This is a genomic window from Oerskovia sp. 140933 (assembly GCF_059651515.1).
Window position 1 is genome coordinate 227302 of the sequence record NZ_JAMXIO010000002.1, and the last position, 20611, is coordinate 247912.

A 20611-nucleotide genomic window follows, 5' to 3' on the forward strand; every position below is an offset into this window, starting at 1 on the left:
TCAGCCCGCCTCGCCGGCTCGTGGACCCGCCATCAGCGCGGCGAGGTCGATGCCGGCCCGAGCGAACCGGTCGCCGGCCGGTGGGAACCCGTCGCCCCGTACGAGGGCACCGGCGGCCCGGTGGAAGAGGTCCGAGACCTCGACCACCCCCTGCTCCACCCGGCCGGGGACCCCGACGATCTCCCGGACCTCTCGCCGACCGTCCACGGTCACGCCCAGGTGGACGACCACGTCCACGGCACCCGCCACCGTCGGGACCACGAAGCGGTCGGAGACGTTCTCCCCCGCGAGCAACGGCAGGGTGCACATCTTCGAGACCGCCTCGCGGGCGGAGTTGGCGTGGATCGTGCACATGCCTGGAACCCCCGCGTTCAGAGCGATGAGCAGGTCGAAGGCCTCCGCCTCCCGTACCTCACCGATGACGATCCGGTCCGGACGCATGCGCAGAGCCTCCTTGACGAGGCGTCGCAGCGGGATCTCGCCCGTGCCCTCCAGGCTGGGCTGGCGGCACTGCATCGAGACGAGGTCCCGCACCGCGAAACGCAGCTCGAACACCTCCTCGCACGTGATGACCCTCTGGTTCGGTGGGATCGATCCGGCGAGGGCGTTGAGCATGGTCGTCTTGCCCGCCTGGGTGGCACCCGCCACGAGGACGTTGAGGCCCGCCTGGACCGCGGCGTGCAGGAACGCCGCGGCGTGCGGCGTCAAGGATCCGAGCCTGACCAGGTGCTCCAGGTGCGAGGCCCGCACCACGTGCTTGCGGATGTTCACGGCGAAGTGCTCGCGGGTGACGTCCGGGATGACCACGTGCAGGCGTTCGCCCCCGGGCAGGGCCGCGTCGACGAACGGGCTCGAGAGATCGAGGCGCCGACCCGAGGACTTGAGCATCTGCTCGACGAGGTCGCGCACCTGGGCGGTCGTGAGGATGGTGGACGTGAGCTCGGCGTCCCCTCCCCGGGCGACGAAGACCTGGGCGGGCGAGTTGATCCACACCTCCTCGACCTCCGGGTCGTCGAGGTACTTCTGGAGGGGGCCGAGCCCGGCGACCGCGTCGAGGACCGCGCGCACCGCGCCCGGGACGTCGGCGAGCGGTGGGACGGCGCCGAGGGCGGACCGGGTGTCGTAGTCGGCCAGGGCGTCGGCGACGAGCCGGTCGATGCCGGGCTTGTCCCGCAGGGGATCGACGCCTCGACGGCGGATCAGCTCGCGGACCTCGCCCTCGAGGATCGCCACTCCTGCGGTGCTCATCGTCGCGCCACGCTCCCCTGCGTCCCTGCGCGCCCCCCGCGCAGCACGACCACCCGGCGGGGTGGCTGCGCGCCGAGACTAGGGCACGACCGCCGGGGCGCGCACGCATCCTGTGGAAAAGTTCGGCCGATCCGCAGGATCCCGCGGTTCGGCCTCGGGCACGTGTCCGGGATGTGGTCAGTGTCGTCGTCGGCCGCAGGCGGCGGCCTGCCGTACCCGGCACCCGGCACCCGGCACCCGGCACCCGGCACCCGGCACCCGGCATAGGGTCGTCGCATGTCCTCGACCACCCCCGCCAGCGACGATCGGCCCCAGGACCCGCAGCAGCAGGACCTGTCGGACGCGCCGCGCCAGGCCCAGCCGCGCCGCGCCCAGCCGCGCGACGCCCAGCCGCACCAGGCGCCCCGTCCCCAGGTGCCCGGCCGCTGGCGCACCGCAGCCGCCGCGACGGGCCTGCTGCGTCCCGACGGCACGGTCGCGTCGACGATCTTCGCGGAGATGACGAACCTCGCGGCGTGCACGGGCGCGATCAACCTGGGCCAGGGCTTCCCGGACGTGGACGGCCCGCACGCGATCAAGGCGGCCGCGATCCGCGCGATCGAGCACGGGCACAACCAGTACCCGCCCGGCACGGGCATCCCCGAGCTGCGCCGCGCGGTCGCGGACCACCAGCGTCGGCGCTACGGCCTGGACGTGGACCCGGACACCGAGGTCCTCGTCACGACGGGCGCGACCGAGGCGCTCGCCGCGACGATCCTGGCGCTCGCCGGGCCGGGGGACGAGGTCGTGACCCTGGAGCCCTTCTACGACTCGCACGCGGCGTGCATCGCGCTCGCGGGGGCCACGCACGTGACCGTGCCGCTCCACCCGACCCCGGACGGGTTCCGCCTCGACCCTGCCCAGGTGCGTGCCGCCGTCGGGCCGCGGACGCGGCTGGTCCTGGTCAACACGCCGCACAACCCGACCGGGACCGTCCTGACGCGCGCCGAGCTGCAGGTGGTCGCGGACGCGGCCCGCGCGGTCGACGCGATCGTCGTGACGGACGAGGTCTACGAGCACCTCGTGTACGACGACGCGGTGCACGTGCCCGTCGCGTCCTTGCCGGGCATGGCCGAGCGGACGATCACCATCTCGTCGGCGGGCAAGACCTTCTCGTTCACGGGGTGGAAGGTCGGCTGGCTGCACGGTCCCGCGCACCTCGTGGAGGCGGTGCGGACGGTCAAGCAGTTCCTGACGTACACGTCGGGTTCACCGTTCCAGCCCGCGATCGCCCAGGCCCTGGCCGACGACGAGGCGCCACGGGCCCTGGCCGCGTCGCTCGCGACCCGGCGCGACCTGCTGTGCGAGGGGCTCGTGTCGGCGGGCTTCGAGGTCGTCGTGCCGCGCGGTACGTACTTCGTGGTCGCGGACGGCGCCCCGCTGGGCTTCGACGACGGCGTCGAGCTGTGCCGCCGGCTGCCCGGGCTCGCGGGGGTCGTGGCCGTCCCGGTGAGCGCGTTCTGCCGTGCGCCCGGCACGGACGAGGCGTCCGGCCCGACGGCGGCGCTCGCCCTGGCGTCGCGGGTCCGCTTCACGTTCGTCAAGCGCGAGGACGTGCTGCGTGACGCCGTGCGGCGGTTGGGGGCCCTGCGCTCGACGTGAGCGCAGGACCTCGACGATCAGGTCTCGCAGACGCCGGGCAGGCGGGGCGCGTCCTGCTCGACCGGTGTGGCCGGGGTCTCGGTCCCGGTGCCGGTCTCGCCCGTCGCGGCGCCGGTGTCCCCTCCGGTCGCTGCACCCGTCGTGTCGCCACCGGTCGCCGTGCCGGTGTCGCCACCGGTGGCAGCGCCCGTGTCGCCACCGGTCGCCGTGTCGCCACCGGTGTTCGGGGTCGTGGCGTCGTCGCGCGGGTCGGCGGGTGCCTTCTCGTGGCCGGGCGGCGCCTCGTCGGCGGCCATGCGGTCCCAGATCGCCTGGGCGTCCTTGGTCCACACGACACGGTTCTTGTTGGACGGCGCCTGGACCACGGGCAGCTCGGTGAAGACGATCTCGTTGGTGTCGATGTCCTTGAGGGAGAACGCGAGGCCGGCGAGGGAGTCGAGGCCGGCCAGGGACGGGCTCGCGCTCACCGATCCGAGCACGGCCTTGATCGTGGCGTAGAGCTGCGGCGCGTTGGTGATGACGTTCTTCGACAGGACCTCGCGCAGCATCGAGTCGATGAAGGCCTGCTGGCGCGGGATGCGCGTCAGGTCGCTGCCCATCTCGAGCCCCATGCCCTTGCCGTGGCGGGCCCGCAGGTAGCTGATCGCCTGGTCGCCCGTCAGGGTGGTCTCCCCCGCGGGGAGGTCGAGGGTCCCGTACCTCGGGTTCTCCTTCATGGCCTCCGGCAGGCACATCCGCACGCCGCCCAGCGCGTTGACGACGTTCACGACGCCGTTCATCTTCACCACGACGTGGTCGGTGATCTCCAGGCCGGTGAGCGACTGGACGGTCGTGATGGTGCAGGCCGCGGCACCGATCATGTTCTCGTCGTTCCCCGCGCCGATCTGGAAGGCCTCGTTGAACATCGCGCCCCTGCGCGGCTCCGTGGTCGAGCCGTCGGCCAGGTTGCACGAGGGGATGTCGACGAGCGAGTCGCGCGGGATCGAGACGACCTCCATGCGGCTGCGGTCGCCCGAGACGTGCACGACGAACGTCGTGTCCGAGCGCATGCCGTCTTCCTCGCCCGCGATCGCGGCGTTCTCCGCGTCGCGGTAGTCCGTGCCCATGACGAGGATGTTGAGGGCCTTGCCCGCGAACGGGTCGTCAGGGTCCCGGGGCTCGGCCGCCCCCCCTGCGACGAGGCCCGAGACGTCGCTCACTTCGAGCGAGTTCTGCATGTCCGCGTACGTCGCCACGGCGCCCGTCCCGACGAAGGCGAGTCCGGCCGTCGCCACCATTCCGACGACGCGGGACACCGCGTGCGAGCGTTGCGAGCGCGCGTGATGAGGGCCGCTCTTCGGGGCGGTCTTCGGGCTGGGCATGGGATGAGCCTAGGCCCACCACAGGGGTGCAGGCTTCGCGTCGTGCAAAGGAACTGTGAAATGTCCTGACGAACCGGGGTGATTCCTGGCCGAGGACCGGGTCACGCCGGCATGTGCCAGCCACCCTTGCGGAAGGCGGGTGTCGCCAGCCCGAGCACGAGCAGGGACGCCACGACTGCCCCCAGCATGACGGCGCTCATCGCGATCTCGTCGCCGCCGAGCACACCGACGAGCGGGCTCACGAGACCGGCGACGCCGGCCTGGAACGCCCCGATGACCGCGGCCGCGGTGCCCGCCCGCTCGCCGTGACGGGTCAGCGCGAGCGCCGACGCGTTGGCCGGGATGAGGCCCTGGAGCGCGAGGGTGAGCCACAGCGCGACCAGGAGCCCGATCAGGCCACCGGCGCCCGTGAGCGCGACGACGAGCAGCCCCACGGCGAACACGCCCTGGAGCACCAGGGCCGTGCGCAGGATCCGGATGGGGGCGACCCTGCGCACCAGCGAGGCGTTGACCTGTGCGGAGATCACCAGGCCGATCCCGTTGACGGCGAAGAGCACCGCGAACTGCTGGTGCGTGAGCCCGTAGCCCTCCTGCAGCACGAACGGCGAGCCGACGACGTAGCTCATGAGGACGGCCATGCCGAGCCCGGGCAGCACGGCCAGGGCGAGGAAGTGCCGGTCCTTGAGGAGCGCGCCGTAGCCGCGGAAGACGCTGCCGACCCCGCCGGTCTGGCGGCGCTCGGTCTCGAGGGTCTCGGGCATGAAGCGCAGCACGATCAGTGCGAGCAGGGCCCCGAGCACGGCGAGGACCCAGAACACCCAGCGCCACGTCCCGTGCGAGGCGATGAGCGACCCGAACGAGGGGGCGAGGAGGGGCGCGAGCCCGATCACGAGCATCAGGCGGGACAGGATGCGGGCGGCGTCCGAGCCGGTGAACCGGTCGCGGATGACCGCGATCGAGACGACCTGGGCCGAGGCGTTGAAGAAGCCCTGCAGCACCCGCAGCGCGACGAGCCACCCGATGCCGGGCACGACCGCGCAGAGGATCGACGTGACGACGTGGAGAGAGAGCCCGATGATCACGGGCGCCCGTCGGCCGTAGCGGTCGGACAGCGGCCCGATCACGAGCTGGCCGAAGGCGCCGCCGACGAGCATCCCCGCGAGGGTGAGCTGCGCCATGGCGGGGCTGGTCCCGAGGTCCGTCGCGACGTCCGGCAGGAGCGGCAGGTACATGTCCACCGTGAACGCCGGGAGCGTCGCGAGCGCGCCGAGCAGCAGGACCCACTTGACGGTCGACCGGCCGGGGCGTCCGTTCGTGGCAACGGGTTCCGGGGTGGAGCGGGGGGCCGGCGGGGTGGGTGCAGTTCCTGCCGGGGGTGTCTCCATGGGTTCGATCATAACGATTCGACGGACCACCGACCCCCGGATTCGGCCCCAGGTTTCGTGACGTGCCCGACGCCGCAGCTCGGCCCGCGCCCCGCCCCTCGCCGTTCAGTCAGCGGCCGGCGGCGCCCAGCGGCGCCCACCCGCGGCCGGCGGCAGCGGCTGCCAGCGCCGACCGGCGGCGGCCAAGCGGCACCGGGCGCCGAACCTGGCGCCGCGGATCGTGTGCGGGCGCGCACGGCGTGGGTGGCACGGGGCATCCTGGGAGACATGTGCGGACGCTACGCCTCCTTCCGGGACGCCCAGGACCTCGCCGACGAGTTCGCGATCGCGGACCTCGCCGACGACGCGCGCCTCCTGCCGCCCTCGTGGAACGTCGCCCCGACCGACCCCGTGCGGATCGTGGTCGAGCGCGCGGCCAAGGACACGGGCGAGGTCCGGCGGTCGCTGCGCGTGGCCCGCTGGGGCCTCGTGCCGAGCTGGGCCAAGGACCCGGGCGTCGGGGCGCGCATGATCAACGCGCGCGCCGAGTCCCTCCTGGACAAGCCCGCGTTCGCCAAGCCGTTCGCGGCCCGGCGCTGCCTGGTGCCGGCCGACGGGTACTACGAGTGGCGCCGTATCGAGACTCCCCCTGCCCCGGGATCCACCGCCCGCAGGCCCACGGTGACCAAGCAGCCGTTCTTCATCCACCCGGACGGGCCGACGGTCGCGGCCTTCGCGGGCCTCTACGAGTTCTGGCGGGACCCCGCCAAGGCCGACGACGATCCCACCCGCTGGCTCGTCTCGACGACGATCATCACGACCGACGCGGCACCGGCGCTCGCCTCGATCCACGACCGCATGCCGCTCACGCTCGCCCCGGACCGGTGGGACGCGTGGCTCGACCCTGCGGTCGGCAAGGACGAGGCGGCCGGGCTCCTGGTCGCCCCCGAGGTCCGCATGGAGGCCCAGGAGGTCGCGCCGCTCGTCAACAGCGTCGCGAACAACGGACCGGAGCTCGTGCGCGCGCTCTGACGCCCGTCCAGGGCCGGCCCCCGTCCAGGACGGACGGGCGCCCAGGAACGGCGAGCGCCGCGGCTCCGGTCTCCCTCAGCCCTTGTAGGCCCACTGGAGGCGCACGGGCTCGATCACCCCGAGCCCGTGGACCTCACGTTCGGGCTGCGCCGTGAGCGCGAAGCGCGTGTCGCCCGCGAGCAGGGCCGCGGTCTCGCGGTCCATGAGCACGGTCGTGGGCTCGGCGATCTCGGTGAGCCGGGCGGCGAGGTTCACGGACGGGCCGAACACGTCGCCGAACCGCGACAGCACGCGCCCCCAGACCAGGCTCACCCGGACCGGCGGCACCTCGACCCCGCCGCCGGCGCGTTCGCCCTCGCCCGCGAGCCCCAGCGCGACCTTCGCCCCCGTCGCGACGTCGTCGGCGACGTAGAGGACCGCGTCGCCGATCGTCTTGACGACCCGGCCGCCCGCAGCGGTGATGATGTCGCGGGCTCTCGTCTCGAACAGCTGCACGAACTCCGCGAGCTCGCTCGACCCCAGCCCGGCCGTGCGCTTGGTGAACGACACGATGTCCGCGAACCCCACGGCTCGCGGCAGCGGCAGCGCCCCGGCGTCCGGGACGTCCCCGGCGCGCGCCTCGGAGAACTCGACCGTGAACCGCGCGGCGACGGCCGCGAGCTGGCGCCGCCAGGCGTGGCGCAGCTGGGTCTCCAGGACGGGTGCGAGGTCCGGGAGCCGGTCGAGGACGAGCAGCCGCGCGCTCGTGTCGTCGAGGCCGAACCGTGTGGTCATGTGCTCGACGAGCGCCTCGACCTGCCAGAGCACGAGCCGCTCGGTCGTGTGCCCCATGGACCGGATGAGCGTCGTGAGCGACCGGTCGTCGAACTTCTCGCGCTCCGCCACCGAGTAGATCTCCTCGAGGGCGACCGCGTCGTCCTCGGTGAACATCTGCTCCTGCTCCTCGGTGATGGGCAGCCCGAGGGCCTGCCAGTAGGAGCGCACCTGCCGCTCGGTGAGGCCGGCCCGTTCGGCGAGCCCGTCGACCGTGAGCGCCCGGGGACCGCCCAGGAGCGCCTCGTCCAGGTCGGCCTCGACGGTCGTGGGTGCGGAGGGGGACGCGGGGTTGTCGGTGGCCGAGAGCTCGGACAGCCCGGTCCCTGCTGCTCGGCCTTCCGGCCGGCTCTCCCCCGCCGCCTCGGACGTCTCGGTGGTCGCTTCGGCTGTTTCGGGGATGTCGTGCGTCACACCCTGATCCTAGAGCAGCGGTCCTGACGATCCGTCGCGCTCAGCCCGCCGGGACCTCGCTGCCCGACGTCGGGCCCGTCGCGGCGGGGGCGCCGTCGCGCAGGCGCAGGTGGTGCACGTCGCCGCTGTGCAGCACGTGCGTCGTGCCGTCCGCCGCGCGCACGAGGAGCGAGCCGTCCGCCCCGAACCCGCAGGCCTCGCCCGTGACCCGGCCCCCGCCGGTGAGGTCGACCCGCACGTGCGCCCCGAGCGTCGCGCTGACCTCGACGCACTCCTCGACGAGTCCGGCCTCCGCCGCATCACCGGCCGCGTCCTGCCACCGGCCGAGGATCTGCGCGAACGACTCCTCGAGCGCGGTCAGCAGCACCTCCCGGTCCGTCGTGGCCGCCCCGACCAGGGCAAGCGACGTGGCCGTGGCGACCGGGAGCTCCCTCTCGTTCTGCAGGACGTTGAGCCCGACGCCCACGATCGCCCCGCCGTCGGGCAGGAGCTCGCACAGGATGCCCGCGACCTTGCGGTACGTGCCCCACCCCGCCTGCTCGACGGCGGCCCCCTCGTCCGCACCCGGCGCCGGGACCAGGACGTCGTTGGGCCACTTGACCACGGCCTCCACGCCCGCGGTCGCGCGCAGGCACCGGACCGTCGCGAGGCCCGCGAGCAGCGGCAGCCAGCTCAGGCGCTCGCGCGGCACCTCGGGGCGCACCAGGAGCGACCCCGTCAGCGCGGTCCGCGCGGGCGTCTCCCAGCCGCGCCCCGCCCGACCTCGTCCGGCGACCTGGTGCTCGGCCACGAGCAGCGCGGGCGCGGGCCAGGCCTGCGGGTCGGCGGCCACGGCCGCAGCGAGCTCGGTGTTCGTCGAGGTCGACTCCTCGACGACCTCGAGCCGGGCGAGCGGGCCGTGCGGGGCGACGAGCAGGTCCCGCAGGAAGCCGGGGCGCAGCGCAGGGTGGTCGGCGGTCGTCATGCCCCCATCATGCCCGGGCGCACCCCGCCCGCGGCAGCGGGGCCACGACGCGCCGTGCACCCAGGTGCGTGCGCACGGGCCCGCGGGGCCCGCCGCACACCACCCACGCCACGTTTGTCGGAACCCTCCAACGTCCGCGCCGACGCCGGTGCGATCCCTCGCACCCTCTTGGCGCCACCCACCAACTAGGCTCGGCTGCGTGAACGAACCTGTCGCCGGCACCACCCCGGCCCCCACCGGTCAGCTCATCGGCACCGCGGCGAAGCTCGCCGACCTCGACCGTCGTCGCGCCGAGGCGTCGGTGGTCCCCGAGGAGGCCGCTCGCACCAAGCAGCACGCCCGGAACAAGAAGACGGCCCGCGAGCGCATCGAGGCGCTCCTGGACGAGGGCAGCTTCGTCGAGCTCGACGCGTTCGCCAAGCACCGCTCGGTCAACTTCGGGCTCGAGAAGAAGCGCCTCGCGGGCGACGGCGTGGTCGTGGGGCACGGGACGGTCGACGGGCGCCAGGTCTGCATCTACTCGCAGGACTTCACGGTCTTCGGCGGGAGCCTCGGCGAGGTGCACGGCCAGAAGATCACCAAGGTCCAGGACCTCGCGCTGCGCACGGGCGTCCCGCTGATCGGGATCTCGGACGGCGGGGGCGCGCGCATCCAGGAAGGGGTCGCGGGCCTGACGCAGTTCGCGGAGATCTTCCGCCGCAACGTCGCCGCCTCGGGCGTGATCCCGCAGATCTCGCTCATCCTCGGCCCGAGCGCGGGCGGCGCGGTGTACTCCCCCGCGCTCACCGACTTCATCGTCATGGCCGACCAGACGTCGAACATGTTCATCACGGGCCCCGACGTGATCCGCGCGGTCACGGGCGAGGACGTGGGCTTCGAGGAGCTGGGCGGGGCCCGCACGCACAACGAGCGTTCGGGCGTCGCGCACTACATGGGCACCGACGAGGACGACGCGATCGACTACGTCCGCCACCTCATCGGCTACCTGCCGCAGAACAACCTCTCGGACGCCCCGAGCTTCCCGCCCGAGGACACCGAGCTCGAGGTCACCGACGAGGACCTCGCGCTCGACGCGCTGGTCCCCGACTCGGACTCGCAGCCGTACGACATGCGCACCGTGATCGAGCACGTCCTGGACGGGGGCGACTTCCTGGAGGTCCAGCCGCTGTTCGCCAAGAACGTGCTGATCGGGTTCGGGCACGTCGAGGGCCAGTCGGTCGGCGTCGTCGCCAACCAGCCCCTCGCGATGGCGGGCACCCTCGACATCGACGCCGCCGAGAAGGCCGCGCGGTTCGTGCGCACGTGCGACGCGTTCAACATCCCCGTCCTGACCCTCGTGGACGTCCCGGGCTTCCTGCCGGGCGTCGACCAGGAGCACCAGGGCATCATCCGCCGCGGCGCCAAGCTCATCTACGCGTACGCCGAGGCCACTGTCCCGCTCGTCACGCTCATCACGCGCAAGGCGTACGGTGGCGCGTACATCGTCATGGGCTCCAAGCAGCTCGGCGCGGACGTCAACCTCGCGTGGCCCACGGCCCAGATCGCGGTCATGGGTGCGGGCGGCGCGGTCAACATCCTCCAGCGCGGGGCCCTGAAGGCCGCAGCCGACCAGGGGCTCGACGTGGACGCCGAGCGGGCCCGCCTGGTCGCCGAGTACGAGGAGGCCATCGTGAACCCCTGGGACGCGGCCGAGCGCGGCTACGTCGACGCGGTCATCCGCCCGTCGGAGACCCGCGTGCAGGTCGTGCGCGCCCTGCGTGCCCTGCGCACCAAGCGTGCGAGCCTGCCCCCCAAGAAGCACGGCAACATCCCGTTGTGACGCCATGACGCCCGGGCCGCCACCGGCCCTGGCCCCGGCACCACCACCGAACGACCACCGAACGACGAGACCCACCGCGAGGACGACATGCCCGACGAGCAGCACGGCGACGACCACGCAGGCCACGGCCACGAGCACCCCGACAACGGGCACGACGCCGCCTCGCACGGCACCGAGCCCCTCGGCCCGGTCGACGAGGCCCCGATGCACGCGGCCGTCGACGCCCTGGCCGCTGCCCTGCACGAGTACGTCGGCACGGCCGTCGGGGTGCGGGCCGAGTTCGGCGCCTCGGAGGCCGACGAGGACCCGCGCGTCCTCGCGCTCGAGGCCGCGATCGGCTCGCTCAACGCCCAGCTCTACGATGCACTGCACGGCTCGCTCGGGATGCACCCGGACCTGAGCTCGCTCGTGTGGGCCTCCGACGAGGAGCTCGGTGCGGGGGCAGACGCCGACGCACCACCCGCCCCCGAGGTCGCCGAGCCGTTCTACCTGGGCTTCGTCGTGGGCCCGGGCCGGACGCCCGACACGTCGCTCGACGCCGTGATCGACTTCCTCGACAACGCGGGCGAGCAGGTCGTGGCCGCGCTCGTCGAGTCGGGCTTCGACGTCCCCGAGTGGGCCGCGTCGCGCGGTGAGGCGGCAGACTTCGAGGGGTACGGCGACGCGGGCGACGACCCCACGGGCGGTGCCCTGTGAGCGGGACCGGGGCTGCGTCGTCGGGCCGGGAGCTGCGCGTGGTGCGCGGCGCGCCCGACGACCTCGAGGTCGCTGCGCTCGTCGCGGGTCTCGCGGCCGCCGCGGCGGCGTCGCACGTGCCCGACGACGAGGCGCCCCTGCCCGAGTGGACCAACCGCTCGCGCGGCCTGCGCGGCACCGGCGCGGGTGCGACGGCCAAGAGCTTCGGCGGACGCTCGGGCCGGCACAACGCCGACGCGTGGCGGTGGAGCCTGCAGTCATGAGCCAGACCACGACCGTCCTGCTCGAGCTCGCCGACGACCCCGCGGACGTCGAACGCCCCCTCACCCCGGACACGCTGCCCCCGCTGGCCCCGCGGACGGGCTGGCGCCGGTGGGCGTGGATCGTCCCGACCGTCCCGACGGTCGCGCTCGTCGCCTACCAGCAGCTCGCCCCGTCGCAGGGCTGGCCCCTGCCTGCCGCGGTGCTGGGCGTCCTGACCGTCCTGCTCCTGCTCGTCGCGGTCCTCGCGCTCGCGCGCTACCTCGACGACCGCGACGCACAACGTGAGACCCGCGCACGCGACGCCCTGGTCTCGGCGGCCGAGCGCGCCACGGGCTCGGTGCTCGTCGACGAGGTCGATCCGACGGGGCCGGGCGTCCTGCCCGACGGCGCCACGCCCCTGAGCGGCCGGCTCACGTTCTCGGTCGACTACTTCCCCGTGCGGGCACCGTTCACGGTGACGGTCCCCGCGGGGACCGCCGGGCCGCGCTCGGGAGACCCCGTGGCCGTCTGGTACCCGCAGGGCACGGACGGCCGACCGCGCGTCGTGCTCGTGCGCTACCAGCGCGACTGGGCCGACGACCTGCTCGCGGCGATGAGCCCTCACGCCGACGGTCCGGCGCCCGCCGTGGCCGCCGGCTCCGAGGCGGACCACGGCGCCGCGTCCGAACCACCACCGGTCGACCACCAGGAGTTCCTGCTGGACCTCGGCCGAGCGGGGACCGAGCACCCACGTCTGGCCGCCGAGGTGGTCGCGCCCACGGATGCGTGGCGGACCGTGCGCGTCGACCTCTCCCTCCCGGGTGCCCCGCGGTCGGTCCTCGTCTTCGAGGACAACGACGAGGTGGCGCTCATCGGACCCGACGGCGGCCACCCCGTCCCGCTGGACACGCTCGACCCGGCACGAGTCCTCGACCTGGCGGAACGACTCCTGCGCCAGGACTGATCCCCCTCACGGACGACGGTCCTGGCGCTGCGGGTACCACGCAGTAACCTCTACCGGGTGACCTCACCCACGTCGCCGGCCGAACCCGGCACCCCCAGCACCCGGACCCCCCGCACACCCTCGGCGATCGACGCGATCGCCGACGCGTACGTGCGCACCGTCGCCGACCTGAACCCGCTCACCGCCACGGCCATGGGACTCACGGGCTACGACCACCTCATGACCGACCTGTCGCCCGCCGGGTACGAGGCCCTCGCGGCCGCGGACCGGGCCGTGCTGGCCCAGCTCGCGGACGCCGAGCCCGTCGACGACGTCGACCGCGTCACGCTCGCCGCGATGCGCGAGCGCATCGGGCTCGCGCTCGAGCTGCACGACGCCGGCGAGGACCTCGCGATGCTCAACAACATCGCCTCGCCGCTCCAGGAGCTGCGCGACGTGTTCGACCTCATGCCCACGGGCACGATCGAGGCCTGGGAGAACGTCGCGTCCCGTCTCGTGGCCCTGCCCGGCGCCATGGACGGCTACATCGCGTCGCTGACCGCCGCAGCGGCGCGCGGCAACGTCGCAGCGGTCCGCCAGGTCCGCGAGGGCGTCAAGCAGGCCCGCGAGCTCGCCGACCCCGAGACCTCGTTCTTCGTCGAGCTCGTCCGGGGCGAGGCCGCCGCGGCCGTCCTCGACGAGTCCTCGGCGTGCTCCCTGGTCCGCAAGGAGCTCGAGCTCGGCGCCGCCGGCGCCCTGGCCGCCTACGCACGGCTCGCGGACTTCCTCGAGAACGACCTCGCCCCGCAGGCGCCCACGGCCGACGGCGTGGGGCGCGAGCGCTACGCCCGCGCCTCGCGCGCCTTCCTCGGCGCCGAGGTCGACCTCGAGGAGACCTACCGCTGGGGCCTCGAGGAGCTCGCGCGCGTCGTCGCCGAGCAGGAGGCCATCGCCGCCCAGATCGCCGGGCCCGGCGCCACGGTCGAGGAGGCCGTCGCGCTCCTCGACGCCGACCCGAGCCGCAAGCTGGACGGCACCGACGCGCTGCGCGCCTGGATGCAGGAGACGTCCGACGCCGCGATCGCCGCCCTCGACGGCGTGCACTTCGACATCCCCACCCCGGTCCTGGACCTCGAGTGCATGATCGCCCCGACCCAGACCGGCGGGATCTACTACACGCCCCCGAGCGACGACTTCTCGCGCCCCGGGCGCATGTGGTGGTCCGTCCCCCCGGGCGTCACCGAGTTCAACACGTGGCGCGAGAAGACGACCGTCTACCACGAGGGCGTCCCGGGCCACCACCTGCAGTGCGGCCAGGCCGTCGCCGCGCGCGACACGCTCAACTCCTGGCGCCGCCTCGCGTGCTGGGTCTCGGGGCACGGTGAGGGCTGGGCCCTGTACGCCGAGCGTCTCATGGCCGACCTCGGCTACCTCGACGACCCGGGCGACCGGCTCGGGATGCTCGACGGGCAGCGCATGCGCGCGGCTCGCGTGGTGCTCGACATCGGGGTGCACCTGGGGCTCGACGCGCCCGAGGAGTGGCGCGGCGGCTCCGAGGACCCCCGCTGGGACGCCGACAAGGCCTGGGAGTTCCTCAAGGCCAACGTCAACATGGACGAGTCGTTCGTGCGCTTCGAGCTCAACCGCTACCTCGGGTGGCCCGGCCAGGCCCCGTCGTACAAGGTGGGTCAGCGCCTGTGGGAGCAGACGCGCGACGCCGCCCGCGCGGCAGCCGAGGCCCGCGGCGAGGAGTTCGACGTCAAGGCGTTCCACGAGCGCGCCCTGAACCTCGGCTCGGTCGGCCTCGACGTGCTGCGCGAGGCGCTCCAGTGAGCGCAGACGCGGCAGGGACGACGACCTCCCCGACGCTCCGCCTCCTCCTGGCCTCGCGGTCGCCGGCGCGCCTCGCGACCCTGCGCTCGGCGGGCGTCACGCCCGAGGTCCGGGTCTCGGGCCTCGACGAGGACGCCGTCCTCGAAGCGGCTGCCGCCCGGTTCGGCGCCCTCGACCCCGCCGACGCCGTGCTCGTCCTCGCCCAGGCCAAGGCCGAGGAGGTCGCCCAGGTCGTCACGCGCGAGGCGCGCGAGCGCGACGAGGCGGGCGACGGCGTCGGGCCGGAGGAGGTCTCGCCCGTCGTCGTCGGGTGCGACTCCATGCTCGAGTTCGCCGGAGCCGTCCACGGCAAGCCCCGGGACGCCGCCGAAGCCACCGAGCGCTGGCGCGCGATGCGCGGCAAGGCCGGGGTGCTCCACACCGGCCACTGGGTCGTCGACCTGCGCGACCCGCAGGACGGCGGCAGCGGGGCGACCCTCGGGGCGACGAGCTCCACGACCGTCCACTTCGCCGACCTGAGCGACGCCGAGATCGCGGCCTACGTCGCCACGGGCGAACCGCTCGCGGTCGCCGGGGCGTTCACGGTCGACGGCCTCGGCGGCGCGTTCGTCGAGAGCATCGAGGGCGACCACCACGGCGTGGTCGGGATCAGCCTGCCGCTCGTGCGCGAGCTGCTCGGCGAGATCGGCGTCACCTGGACGGACCTCTGGTCCTGACGTCCTGACCCGCCGGGCACCCCCGGGCCCGCTCGGGGCCCGTGAGAGCCCGGCCCGACGACGGCCCGCCCGCTCCCCCACCCCCGCGCTCCGGCGGGGCGGCAGGAGAGCGCGGCGGGCCGCCCGCTTGTCGGGGGCGTACAACCCTGACGCGCTCCGGCCCGCTGCACCCCGCCGACCATGGAGGGTTCCTACAAACGACCCCGGTGAGCCTTGGCCTGATCTCCAATCTTGTCCGGTACCGGTGGTCGGAGCGTGAACCCAGGGCGCCCGACGCGCTACCGTGAGCCGTGCCCGAGAACTCCACGAACCCCGCGACCAGCCCGACCCGACGCCTGTCGAAGGTTCTCATCGCCAACCGCGGCGAGATCGCGGTGCGCATCGCGCGCGCCTGCGCCGACGCCTCGATCGCGTCGGTCGCCGTGTACGCCGACTCCGACCGAGAAGCCCTGCACGTCCGCCTCGCCGACGAGGCCTTCGCGCTCGGCGGCACCCGCGCCGCGGACACCTACCTCGACATCGCCAAGCTGCTCGACGTCGCCCGCCGCGCGGGCGCCGACGCGGTGCACCCCGGCTACGGCTTCCTCGCGGAGAACGCCGGGTTCGCCCAGGCCGTCATCGACGCGGGCCTCGTCTGGATCGGCCCTCCGCCCGCCGCGATCGACGCGCTCGGTGACAAGGTCAGCGCGCGGCACATCGCCCACCGCGCGGGCGCCCCGCTGGTGCCCGGCACCGCCGACCCCGTCGCCGACGCGACCGAGGTCCACGCGTTCGCCGCGGAGCACGGGATGCCCATCGCGATCAAGGCGGCCTTCGGCGGCGGGGGCCGCGGCCTCAAGGTCGCGCGCACGGTCGACGAGATCGACGAGATGTTCGACTCCGCGGTCCGCGAGGCCACGGCCGCGTTCGGCCGCGGCGAGTGCTTCGTCGAGCGGTACCTCGACACCCCGCGCCACGTCGAGACCCAGTGCCTGGCGGACGAGCACGGGACGGTCGTCGTCGTCTCGACGCGCGACTGCTCGCTCCAGCGCCGCCACCAGAAGCTCGTCGAGGAGGCCCCCGCGCCGTTCCTCACGGACGAGCAGCGCGCCGAGCTCTACAAGGCCTCCGAGGCCATCCTGCGCGAGGCGGGCTACGTCGGCGCCGGGACGTGCGAGTTCCTCGTCGGCGCCGACGGCACCATCTCGTTCCTCGAGGTCAACACGCGCCTGCAGGTCGAGCACCCCGTCACCGAGGAGGTCTCGGGCATCGACCTCGTGCGCGAGCAGCTGCGCATCGCCGCGGGAGAGCCGCTCGGCTACACGTCGGTGGCCACGCGAGGCCACTCGATCGAGTTCCGCATCAACGGCGAGGACCCGGCCGCGAACTTCCTGCCCGCACCGGGACGCATCACGCGCCTGCACTTCCCGAGCGGGCCCGGCGTGCGCGTCGACAGCGGCGTGACCGAGGGCGACGTGATCTCGGGCGCCTTCGACTCGATGATCGCCAAGATCATCGTCACGGGTGCCACGCGCCGCGAAGCCGTCGAACGAGCCCGCCGTGCGCTGCGCGAGACCGTGGTCGAGGGCATCCCGACCGTCCTGCCGTTCCACCGGGCCGTGCTCGACGCCGAGGACTTCGTCCCGGCCGACGGGTCGACGTTCCGCGTCCACACGCGCTGGATCGAGACCGCGTTCGTGGACGAGCTCAAGGGCCTCGCGCCCGCCACCCCCGCGCAGTCGCCCGAGGAGGACGAAGCCCCCGCGACCGAGCGCGTCGTGGTCGAGGTAGGCGGCAAGCGGCTCGAGGTCGTGCTGCCCGCAGGGCTCGGCATGGCCGCGGGGCGCGCCCGCTCGGCCAACGCCGCGCGCCGCCCCTCTCGCCGCTCGGCCCCGCAGCCGGGCAACGGCAACGGCACGACGCTCGCGTCGCCCATGCAGGGCACGATCGTCAAGGTCGCCGTGTCGGAGGGCGCGGTGGTCGCCGAGGGCGACCTGGTCGTGGTCCTCGAGGCCATGAAGATGGAGCAGCCGCTCGTGGCGCACCGCGCAGGCCGGGTCACGGGCCTGACGGCCGGGGTCGGCGCGAGCGTGAGCTCGGGCACCGCGATCTGCGAGATCGTCGACTGACCCCTCTCCGACCGGTGCCGAGCCCGAGGTCCGTCAGGCATCCCCCACGGGTAGCCTGACGGACCTCGGGTTCGGCGTCTCCCGGGCGCTACCCGGTGGTGCTGTGCGCGTCGGCCGCGTGCATCGCCCGACGGCCCGAGGGGACCAGCACCGCGACCGCGATCACCAGGAACATGAGCGCCCCCGACACGACGAGGAGCGACTCGACCGAGAACCGGTCCGCGAGCGGACCGAAGATCAGCATGCCGAGCGGCATCGCGAGCGCCATGACGATCCCGACGAAGCCGAAGACCCGCCCCTGGCGGTCCGGCTCGACCGTCTCCTGCAGGACCGTCATCGAGGTCGTCGCGAAGGCCGGCACCGCGACGCCGAGCAGGAACATGAAGGCGAAGAAGACCCACATGTTCGTCGAGAGGCCCAGGCCGACGGACAGCACGCCGAACACGAACGTGGCACCGACGATCATCGCGACCCGGTTCCGCAGCCCGCCCCACGTCGCGAGCAGCACGCCTCCCACGATCGCCCCGGCGGAGAACGCGAGCTCGTTGGCCGTGAGCTTCCAGACCTCGTCGCCGAACGTCCGCACGACCATGAGCGGCGTGAGGTAGGAAGGGGCGACGATCAGCAGGAACACGACCGCGTAGAGGCCCAGGACCCACCGGACGAACGTGTGGCCCCGCAGGTAGCGCAGTCCGCCGACGAGGTCGTCGAAGTACCCGACCTGCTCGCCCTCCGCCACGTCGGTGCGCAGCACCTTGGTCACGGGGATCATCGCCAGGAGCCCGATGCCGATCACGGCCGTGACGACATCGACGAAGAAGATCGCGACGATCGACGAGCTCGCGTAGACGGCCGCCGCGACGGCGGGAGCCAGCAACGTCATGGCCGACTGGATCGAGCCGTTGATCCCGTTGACCCGCATGAGCCGGCTCGTGGGCACGAGCTGCGGCAGGAGCGAGGACACCGCGGGCATCTGGATCCCGGCGCCGGCCGAGCGGATCGCGAGGGCGGCGTAGACGAGCCACAGGTCGTCGGTCCCGGAGAGCATGAACAGCGCGAGCGCGAGCGTCGTCACGGCGATCGAGGCGTCCGCCGCGATGATCAGGACCTTGCGGTTCAGCCGGTCGGCCCAGACCCCGCCGAAGATCGACACCACCGCCTGCGGCAGGAACCCGAAGACCGTGGCGAGCGCCAGCACCGACCCGGACTTCGTCTCGAGCGTCAGGTGCCACATGATCGCGTACTGCACGAGCATCGACCCGAACAGCGAGACGGTCTGCCCACCCAGGAAGATCGTGGCGTCACGACGCCAGCGCGGCTTGTCGTTAATGTCGTCAATGTCGCCGGTGGCGCCGGTGGCGCCGGTGGCGGACGGCCCTACGGGATCGGCGGGATCGGCGGCGACATCCTCAGCGGTCGGGTCGGACACGGCGTTCGGCTCGGGATGGCTCACCGGTCCATGGTGCGGGCGCGGGAAGGCGCGCGTCCAGGCAATTCGTGCGCGCCGGAGCCACCTGCCCCGGGCGCCGGACCGCGCCGGCCCGGACGCCGGCGATCCGTTGCAGCTGTCCCGTTCAGCCGATATGTTCTCCCCGCCAACCGTCGCTGATCGGCGACGGTCCGAGGAGGGGGAACGCACGATGAAGAAGACTCTCAGGATGTTGGTCACGGTCGCGCTGGTGGCGGGCGGGTTGCAGGTCGTCGCCCCTCCGGCCGGTGCCGTCTGGATGAGCATGAGCTACTGCGGGTTCGAGGCGAGCTACCCGTACCCGCAGGCCAAGACCTCCTCGGTCCACTGCACCAAGGCGCAGCCGCGCATCGTGTACCGGTCAGCGGGGGGCACCATCGGCTACGCGGCAGGCACCCTCAAGTCCGGGAGCTCGACGTCGCCGTCGGTCTTGTCCCCGCTCACCGTCGTCCGCGTGGAGGCTCGGGGGTACTACGAGGTCCCCGGCTTCACCGAGACGAGCGGCTGGATGCGGTTCGCGTGAGCAGGCACGACAACCGTCGCAGCACCCTCGTCTCGATCGGGGTCGCCGCGCTGGTCATCGTGCTCACGGGGTGCGCTGCCGGCGAGGACGCACCTCGGAGCCCCTTCCAGGCCGACTTCGATCAGGCGATGACGACGACGACCGGGTTCCAGCGCAGCGTCCTCGAGGACTACGAGATCACCGATGCCGAGTACTCCGAGGCGCGCAACAGGTTCAAGGCGTGCGTCGAGGACGAGGGGTACACGCTCCTCCTCGAGGCCGACGGCACCCGGATGGAGGGCATCCAGGACGGGCAGGAGGCCGCGGCCGACGCCGTCTTCACGCGGTGCCAGGACGAGAACCTGGGCTTCGTCGAACCGTTCTACTACGAGCTGCGGGAGAACCCGCAGAACGAGGACCGCACGGTTCTGCTGGTCGACTGTCTCCAGCGGGCCGACGTGCTCGACGAGAGCGTCGACGCGGACGACGTCCTCGCCGACCCCGGCATCGTCCCCGCGGAGGATCCACGGGTCACCGAGTGCGACGCGGATCCGAAGAACGCGTTCCGCGAGTGAAGGGACCGTCGCTCGCCCCCACCGCCCTGGTCGCGACGGCACCCGCGACGACGGCACCGACCCGTTCTCCGTGGCGCCGGCAGGGAGCTGCGCTGTCCTGGTCCCCTGAGGGTGGCAGGGTGGGACCGTGACGATCCCGACCGAACCCACCCCGCCCCTCTCGCCCGACGACGCCCCGCGCGCGCCCCGACACCTCCAGCCCGGCGACGGCTGGGTCGAGTGCACCTGCGGGCGGCGGCACTGGGGGCTGGCCGGTGCGGCTGGGCTGCTCGTCGCGCGGCGAGGCCAGGACGGTCGTGTGGGCCACGTGCTGCTCCAGCACCGCGCGCCGTGGAGCGACCAGGGCGGCACGTGGGGTGTGCCGGGCGGCGCGATCCACCCCGACGAGACGCCCGAGCAGGGTGCGTTGCGCGAGGCAGGAGAGGAGGCGGGCGTCGACCCGACGCTCGTGGCCGTCGTGGGCGAGCGGGTGCTCGACCACGGGCCCTGGCGGTACACGACCGTGCTCGCGGAGGTCGTGCCCGGTGCACATCTCGAGGCTCGTGCGACCGACGCGGAGAGCCTGGAGATCGCGTGGGTCGCGGTCGAGGACGTCCCGTCGCTCCCCCTGCTGGGAGCGTTCCGGGACGCGTGGCCCGAGCTCCTGGGGCGGTTCGCCGAGCGCACGTGACGCCGTGCGCGCGGGGCACCCGGGCCCGGCCGACGACGGCCCGCGACCGCCCGCACCTGCGGGTGTGGTCACGGGCCGTCGTGTCAGGTCCTGCCCGGGCCCTAGCTGTACTGACCAGGACCGTTGTTGACGTGAAGAGAGACCTCCGTGTCGAGTGGGAGCTGTCTAGGAACCCGGCTCTGACCAACGGAGGTCTCTCGT

Annotated in this window: 18 protein-coding genes; 12 read left to right on the forward strand and 6 right to left on the reverse strand. The window is 73.4% G+C overall.

Annotated elements, in window-relative coordinates:
• Complete coding sequence (locus NHG27_RS02305; protein WP_497014606.1) at positions 1-1248, reverse strand: TadA family conjugal transfer-associated ATPase; 1248 nt, start codon at positions 1246-1248, stop codon at positions 1-3.
• 276 nt (positions 1249-1524) lie between these two features.
• On the opposite strand from NHG27_RS02305, the gene NHG27_RS02310 reads away from it, so the two are divergent.
• The gene (locus NHG27_RS02310) at positions 1525-2889 is read left to right on the forward strand and encodes a pyridoxal phosphate-dependent aminotransferase (RefSeq protein WP_497014607.1); all 1365 of its coding nucleotides are present in this window, start codon (positions 1525-1527) and stop codon (positions 2887-2889) included.
• Between the two features lie 17 nt (positions 2890-2906).
• Here the strand turns inward: NHG27_RS02310 and NHG27_RS02315 are convergent, their stop codons facing one another.
• Together NHG27_RS02315 and NHG27_RS02320 are read right to left on the reverse strand one after the other, a co-directional pair.
• Entirely contained in the window at positions 2907-4250 is a 1344-nt protein-coding gene (locus NHG27_RS02315; protein ID WP_497014608.1) for an LCP family protein, read from the reverse strand.
• Between the two features lie 101 nt (positions 4251-4351).
• On the reverse strand, positions 4352-5635 hold the full coding sequence (locus NHG27_RS02320; RefSeq protein ID WP_321575324.1) for a multidrug effflux MFS transporter: 1284 nt from the start codon (positions 5633-5635) through the stop codon (positions 4352-4354).
• 267 nt (positions 5636-5902) lie between these two features.
• Between NHG27_RS02320 and NHG27_RS02325 the strand changes: the two genes are divergently transcribed.
• A complete protein-coding gene (locus tag NHG27_RS02325) occupies positions 5903-6646 on the forward strand; it encodes an SOS response-associated peptidase (RefSeq protein ID WP_193719315.1) in 744 nt (247 codons plus the stop codon).
• A gap of 75 nt (positions 6647-6721) precedes the next feature.
• Here the strand turns inward: NHG27_RS02325 and NHG27_RS02330 are convergent, their stop codons facing one another.
• The gene (locus NHG27_RS02330; RefSeq protein ID WP_321575325.1) at positions 6722-7873 is read right to left on the reverse strand and encodes an adenylate/guanylate cyclase domain-containing protein; all 1152 of its coding nucleotides are present in this window, start codon (positions 7871-7873) and stop codon (positions 6722-6724) included.
• A gap of 40 nt (positions 7874-7913) precedes the next feature.
• Positions 7914-8837 carry a biotin--[acetyl-CoA-carboxylase] ligase gene (locus NHG27_RS02335; RefSeq protein WP_497014609.1) on the reverse strand — a complete coding sequence of 308 codons (924 nt, stop codon included), beginning with the start codon at positions 8835-8837 and terminating at the stop codon, positions 7914-7916.
• A 199-nt stretch (positions 8838-9036) separates the two neighbouring features.
• Here NHG27_RS02335 and NHG27_RS02340 point away from each other — a divergent pair, with 199 nt between their 5' ends.
• From NHG27_RS02340 to NHG27_RS02370, 7 genes are all read left to right on the forward strand, one after another.
• Entirely contained in the window at positions 9037-10656 is a 1620-nt protein-coding gene (locus NHG27_RS02340; RefSeq protein ID WP_193719317.1) for an acyl-CoA carboxylase subunit beta, read from the forward strand.
• An 87-nt stretch (positions 10657-10743) separates the two neighbouring features.
• Entirely contained in the window at positions 10744-11352 is a 609-nt protein-coding gene (locus tag NHG27_RS02345; RefSeq protein ID WP_227748278.1) for a hypothetical protein, read from the forward strand.
• Positions 11349-11615: an acyl-CoA carboxylase epsilon subunit gene (locus tag NHG27_RS02350; RefSeq protein ID WP_193719318.1), complete on the forward strand. Its 267-nt coding sequence runs from the start codon at positions 11349-11351 to the stop codon at positions 11613-11615. Before NHG27_RS02345 ends, NHG27_RS02350 begins: the two co-directional genes overlap by 4 nt.
• On the forward strand, positions 11612-12559 hold the full coding sequence (locus NHG27_RS02355) for a hypothetical protein (RefSeq protein WP_497014610.1): 948 nt from the start codon (positions 11612-11614) through the stop codon (positions 12557-12559). Before NHG27_RS02350 ends, NHG27_RS02355 begins: the two co-directional genes overlap by 4 nt.
• A 57-nt stretch (positions 12560-12616) precedes the next feature.
• Positions 12617-14371: a DUF885 domain-containing protein gene (locus NHG27_RS02360; RefSeq protein WP_497014611.1), complete on the forward strand. Its 1755-nt coding sequence runs from the start codon at positions 12617-12619 to the stop codon at positions 14369-14371.
• The gene (locus NHG27_RS02365) at positions 14368-15087 is read left to right on the forward strand and encodes a Maf family protein (protein WP_497014612.1); all 720 of its coding nucleotides are present in this window, start codon (positions 14368-14370) and stop codon (positions 15085-15087) included. Before NHG27_RS02360 ends, NHG27_RS02365 begins: the two co-directional genes overlap by 4 nt.
• 290 nt (positions 15088-15377) lie before the next feature.
• Positions 15378-17195, forward strand: a complete 1818-nt coding sequence (locus tag NHG27_RS02370) for an acetyl/propionyl/methylcrotonyl-CoA carboxylase subunit alpha (RefSeq protein WP_497014613.1) — start codon at positions 15378-15380, stop codon at positions 17193-17195.
• 88 nt (positions 17196-17283) lie between these two features.
• Here the strand turns inward: NHG27_RS02370 and NHG27_RS02375 are convergent, their stop codons facing one another.
• Entirely contained in the window at positions 17284-18648 is a 1365-nt protein-coding gene (locus tag NHG27_RS02375; RefSeq protein WP_321575327.1) for an MFS transporter, read from the reverse strand.
• A 187-nt stretch (positions 18649-18835) separates the two neighbouring features.
• Between NHG27_RS02375 and NHG27_RS02380 the strand changes: the two genes are divergently transcribed.
• The 3 genes from NHG27_RS02380 (at position 18836) to NHG27_RS02390 (ending at position 20410) form a co-directional block, all read left to right on the forward strand.
• Positions 18836-19186: a hypothetical protein gene (locus NHG27_RS02380; RefSeq protein ID WP_497014614.1), complete on the forward strand. Its 351-nt coding sequence runs from the start codon at positions 18836-18838 to the stop codon at positions 19184-19186.
• On the forward strand, positions 19183-19740 hold the full coding sequence (locus NHG27_RS02385; protein WP_497014615.1) for a hypothetical protein: 558 nt from the start codon (positions 19183-19185) through the stop codon (positions 19738-19740). Before NHG27_RS02380 ends, NHG27_RS02385 begins: the two co-directional genes overlap by 4 nt.
• Before the next feature lie 127 nt (positions 19741-19867).
• Complete coding sequence (locus tag NHG27_RS02390; RefSeq protein ID WP_321575328.1) at positions 19868-20410, forward strand: NUDIX hydrolase; 543 nt, start codon at positions 19868-19870, stop codon at positions 20408-20410.
• The last annotated feature ends 201 nt before the right edge of the window (positions 20411-20611 follow it).